Origin of the sequence: Sulfitobacter brevis, assembly GCF_900112755.1 — a bacterium.
Taxonomy (GTDB): domain Bacteria; phylum Pseudomonadota; class Alphaproteobacteria; order Rhodobacterales; family Rhodobacteraceae; genus Sulfitobacter; species Sulfitobacter brevis.
Window position 1 is genome coordinate 1 of the sequence record NZ_FOMW01000051.1, and the last position, 4,815, is coordinate 4,815.

General features: G+C 52.4%; 5 protein-coding genes. 2 read left to right on the forward strand and 3 right to left on the reverse strand.

Annotation, left to right across the window (positions count from 1 at the left end; translation table 11 throughout):
- Positions 1-244: 244 nt before the first annotated feature.
- From BM174_RS20965 to BM174_RS20505, 3 genes are read right to left on the reverse strand one after another with little or no spacing between them, the layout of a single operon-like run.
- Entirely contained in the window at positions 245-523 is a 279-nt protein-coding gene (locus BM174_RS20965) for a hypothetical protein (RefSeq protein ID WP_143092518.1), read from the reverse strand.
- Positions 486-1,289, reverse strand: a complete 804-nt coding sequence (locus tag BM174_RS20500) for a hypothetical protein (RefSeq protein ID WP_093925643.1) — start codon at positions 1,287-1,289, stop codon at positions 486-488. Before BM174_RS20500 ends, BM174_RS20965 begins: the two co-directional genes overlap by 38 nt.
- A complete protein-coding gene (locus BM174_RS20505; RefSeq protein ID WP_093925644.1) occupies positions 1,286-2,770 on the reverse strand; it encodes a type IV secretory system conjugative DNA transfer family protein in 1,485 nt (494 codons plus the stop codon). Before BM174_RS20505 ends, BM174_RS20500 begins: the two co-directional genes overlap by 4 nt.
- 242 nt (positions 2,771-3,012) lie before the next feature.
- Between BM174_RS20505 and BM174_RS20510 the strand changes: the two genes are divergently transcribed.
- Together BM174_RS20510 and BM174_RS20515 are read left to right on the forward strand one after the other, a co-directional pair.
- Positions 3,013-3,396, forward strand: a complete 384-nt coding sequence (locus BM174_RS20510; protein ID WP_177209569.1) for a plasmid mobilization protein — start codon at positions 3,013-3,015, stop codon at positions 3,394-3,396.
- Positions 3,393-4,724, forward strand: a complete 1,332-nt coding sequence (locus BM174_RS20515) for a relaxase/mobilization nuclease domain-containing protein (RefSeq protein ID WP_093925646.1) — start codon at positions 3,393-3,395, stop codon at positions 4,722-4,724. The genes BM174_RS20510 and BM174_RS20515 overlap by 4 nt, the downstream gene beginning before the upstream one ends.
- Positions 4,725-4,815 lie beyond the last annotated feature (91 nt).

Consider the following 4,815-nt stretch of genomic DNA (forward strand, 5'->3'; position numbering starts at 1 on the left):
ATTCGTTACTTTCGGAACCAAAATTCGTTACTTTCGGAACCTTGCACAGGGTTTAAGTCAAGCAGGATAGGGCTTAGACGATTCCGTAACACTACTCCGTAGGTAACATTGTAAACACAAGGCTTCGCTTCGCTCGCTAAAGGGAATCTGCCTAATGGCAGATACCCAAACGGCGATCATGACGGCAAGGCCGTCACGCCGTTAAAGGTTGCTCACACAACAAAAAGCAGAGGGATTTTTCACCCTACCAGTCGCTCGTTTCAGGATACATCAAAACATAGAACCATGGCGCAACCACAAGGACGCTACGCGCCAGCAAGCTGGTTAAAATCCTTGTGGTCACACCAGAACCATATGTTTCTTGATCCTTGCGAAACGGCGACGGAAAGCAGGGGAAAAATAGGCCACCCACTCGACACCAAAAACCCGCGCCACACTTGGCAAGGGCTTCGACCCCTTTAGGGGTGTAAGGCAGATACAGGGGATCAATCCATGGGGTTGAAGGGCTGATCTTCAGTTTCAATCGTGCCATCCCTGACAAGGGTTATGATCTCATTCAAAATAGCTACAAGAGACGCTGTTTCACTTTGACTATGAGAGTAACTTGATTTTCCAGAAGTTGGGGAACTCAGGGAAAATCCAAATTTAGACTGCCGCAGACCGTACCGATACTCAATCCCACCCGTCCGAGTAGCATCATAAACGAAAATAGAGTTTTCATCTATCGGAAATGGCTTGCAATCATCGATGGTAGGTTCTGTCTCGATAGGACGAAACCTAACCATATCGTAGCCTTCAGGAGAAAATAGCTCTTTATCAAGGGATGGATGGACAGTTTTTGCGATCTTATCAAACTCAACAAGTATTTGGTATTCTGATGTGCCATATTTCTCAAATATCTTGCGGTTTCTGCGGCCTTGCAGCTCGTCTAAATAGTTACGTATTTTGTGACTATTTTCAGAAACGTGTAAGTAAGGTATGGCGCTAGCTACTAAATATAAGAAAAATAAAAACCAATCCATTATCGGGTATAGATACAGAGAAAATACCACGTGTGCAGAGATTGCAAGCAACGCAAAAAGCAGGAAAAACCTATGAGGCTTGCTTCTATGTTTTAGAAAAGTATCAATACCTTCCCGATCAAGTGCAACACCGACAGAATTGAAGTAGTGAGGCGCATCGCCATAGAACCGAACACGCGGTTTCATCGGAAATTTCACTGCTATTTTAGCTTTGCATTCAAACACGTCTACATTGTGCGGCGAATCTTTCTCAAAAATCCGTTTCATGCGAATGCCCTATGCTTATCGTAATATGCACGTTGCATGATCATCGGATCATGTCCAACCCACATGACGAGCTGGCGACAATACCGATCATCACGGCCAAAGATTTTGGCGATCTCATCCACCGTCAAAAGTGGCCGCGTTTCGTTTGACCATGACTCACCCGTTGCCCCACTTTCTGCCGCCTGCTTGTACCCCACTTCACCTTTGGACATGACGCGTAAGGTGGTATCGCCCAACCTTTTAGAAATCCATTCTAGGGTGGTCAGATCAGAGTTGCCGAAAAACTGCAAAATACCTGCATTGGCCATGAAGGTCTGCCATCGTTTTTCGTAGAGGGTTTCGAGCTGGCCGAGGTCTTGGATGATCGGCCAGAGCTTGACCCCAAAGCCCGCAATCTGCCCCGCTGCATTCTCGATGGCCTGCATGTGGCCGAGGGTGGCAAATTCATCAAGGCAGAGCAGGACGGGCGGGTTTGGCGTGGCTACGCGGGAATTTTCCATCGCGGCCAGAACCAGATTGATGAACAGGCGCAGCCACCTGTTGCAGGTTCCCATGCGCATGGCTGGCAGGCACAGATAGATTGTGGATTTTTCACTCTTCAGCTCGCCCAGATCAAAATCGTGATCTGACAACACGCCTTGAATGGCCGCAAAATCTAGGAACGAAGTTTGCCGCCGTGCATTGGACAGCACAGAGCCTTTTTCGTTGGGTGGCTTTGTGATGAAGGATTGCGCCAGACCCGCCATGATGCCGTCGAGAAAATCTTCATCATCGGCCATGATCTCTAGCGTCATGGTGAGCAGAACTTCATTGCGCAGGATGCGGCGCATTTCTGGCAGGTTTGCCTTGGCTGCATTGTTGGCTTTGACCAAGTAAAGCATCAACGCGGTGATCAATTCCCGCGCCGATGCGTCCCAGTGTTCATCTTTGCTCGATGAAATCACGAGAGCGTCTGCGATCAATCCCGCATCTTCGACAAGGGTAGGGCTATCTGCTTTCAAGATGGACAGCGGATTGAACGAAGCGCGGAACTTGTCAGGTACATCAGCCACACGAAACGGATCAAGCACCCGTACTTTTTGACCAAGTTTATCATGGCGATGCTCTGCCGTGATGCTTGCCAGCTCACCTTTTGGATCAGTGGCCAGAACCGACCCCGTGTAGCAAAGCATATTCGGCACAATGGCCGAGCGTCCTTTGCCAGCCCGCGAGCCGGCCACGGTGATGATGTGGCGATCATCTGCCAATCCGATCAAATGACCGTCCTGAGCGTAGCGATAGGGCGTGCCGTTATCGTCGCGCTTGGCATCCTGCATTGTTGCCCCAACCACGCCGAGGAACAATTTTCCATCCTGATGCTTGAGCGTTTTGCTGGTCTGGATGTGCTGCGGATCGGCAAAGGTGGCGAGGGGAGGCGAGAATGTTGATTGCTTGGCTGATGGAATGCCACGCGGTACATCGGTAAAAATTTCATTGGTCATAGAATCTATTGCTCCAAAAAGCGGGTCACATGGTTCTATAACAAATTAATGGATTATTAAATTTCAGTTGTTATGCTGATTGCAAGATGTGTGTTGTGTCCCAGAAACCTGCGGTTCCTGAGCCAATCCTAGCGGATCAAGCAACACCATCATGGCAGGGAGACACTGCGTTCTCCCGTGCACCCTCTCGCGGTTTGGTGTCATGCGGCATTGAGCCTTTAACACCAAATGGAGTCCCACGCATGGCACGTCCAAAGACGACAGACCCCCGCTCTAAGCAGCTCAAAGCTCGGTTTACCGAGGCTGAGCTGCAAGTCGTCCATGACCGTGCCGAGAGCACAGGATTGACGACGAGCGATGTTCTGCGTTTTGGCGTTTTGCGCGAGACTCCCCCACCGCGCAGACGGGGCGTGCATCCTGTGAAAGATCAGCAGGAGCTTGCCCGTCTTTTAGGCGCGGTTGGGAAAATCGGCAGCAACGTCAACCAGCTTGCGCATGTTGCCAATGCAGGCGCATGGCCAGAAAACCAGCTCCTTCACCAAGCTGCGGCAGACATCCAATGGATGCGCCACACTTTGATGATTGCGCTTGGTGTTCCTGACAAGCCCCCGCGGCCGTCGCGATGATCCTCAAGGGATCACAGCGCGGCGGTGCGGTGAATCTGGCCGATCACCTCACCAACACCCGCGAAAACGACCACGTTGACGTGGCCGATCTGCGTGGTGTTGCGGCCTCTGATCTGCATGGCGCGTTGCAGGAAATTGACGCAACGTCCAAAGGCACGAAGGCCACGCAGCCGTTCTTTTCAGTGAGTATCAATCCCCCAGAAGGGGCGCGGCTCACCTTGGAAGATTTCAAGGAAGCGGCACGGGCTATTGAGGAAAAATTTGGCCTTACAGACCAACCCCGCGCCATTGTCACGCACGAGAAAAACGCCCGCCTTCATGCACACGTTGTCTGGTCACGGATCGACACCGAAAACATGAAAGCGATTGAGCTGTCATTTTCCAAGCTCAGGCTGCGCGAGGTCAGCCGCGATCTGTTCTTGCAGCACGATTTTGAAATGCCCGAAGGCTTGCGCGATCGTGAGAAAGCAAAGCCAGACAATTTCAGCCCCCAGATCTGGCAACAGGCAAAGCGCATCGGTGAAGATCCGCGCGATCTAAAGCGGATTGTCAGCGATGCGTTCAAAGATGCAGACGGCGCAAAGGCGTTCCAAGCCCAGCTTGAAGGCCACGCAATGCAGCTCGCCAGAGGTGATCGACGGGGCTTTGTGGTGGTTCATCACACAGGCGAAGCCCTACCGATCAACCGATATTTGGATATGAAGCAGAAGGATATTCGCGCAAAACTTGGCGATCCTGCACACCAGATCACGGTTGATCAGGCGCGATCATTGCTCAACAGCCGCATGACCGCGCAGGCAGAAAAGCAGCTCGATGATGGGAAGCGGCGCCAGGATGCAGACCAGGGGAAATTAAAAGACCAGGTGTTGCAGATGCGCGGTGAACATCGCGCTCTCAGAGAGGCTCTTAAAACGGCTCAGGAAGCCCGCACAGCGTCCGAGGCGCTAGAGAGAGCCAACCGCCTCCGTAAGGGCTTAGGCGGCCTCTGGCAGCGTCTTACGGGCGAACATGGGCGTATTGCCAAGCAGAACGCCGACGAGGCCGAACAGGCCACACAGCGCGATGCAGGCGAGCGCGAGGCCATGCGCCACGGCCAGCTTGATGAACGCGCCCTTTTGCAGACCTCGATCACAGCCATGAAGGAGAAGCATCTACGTGAAACAAACCAGCAGCGAGCTGTTCTAGGGCATTGGCTGTCGATGGATAAAGACACACAGCGCGAGGCGATCAAAACCCACGTTGACCAGATCGAAACTGAGAAACGGGGTTGGCGTGAGCTGCGCGATGAACGGGCAAAGCAGGGTAAAGACCGAGGCCGAACGCCCTAGTCTGCCCCCTCCTCCGCCATCTGTGTGTTGGCCAGCTCGAAGCCAGCTCGTGCCGTTTCGAGGCATTGCGTGTTCATGGCGTCCACCTCTT

Bases quoted from the DNA above. Each gene is read 5' to 3' on its own strand.
- BM174_RS20500 (WP_093925643.1), bottom strand. From the start codon at position 1,289: ATGAAACGGATTTTTGAGAAAGATTCGCCGCACAATGTAGACGTGTTT.
- BM174_RS20505 (WP_093925644.1), bottom strand. From the start codon at position 2,770: ATGACCAATGAAATTTTTACCGATGTACCGCGTGGCATTCCATCAGCC.
- BM174_RS20510 (WP_177209569.1), top strand. From the start codon at position 3,013: ATGGCACGTCCAAAGACGACAGACCCCCGCTCTAAGCAGCTCAAAGCT.
- BM174_RS20515 (WP_093925646.1), top strand. From the start codon at position 3,393: ATGATCCTCAAGGGATCACAGCGCGGCGGTGCGGTGAATCTGGCCGAT.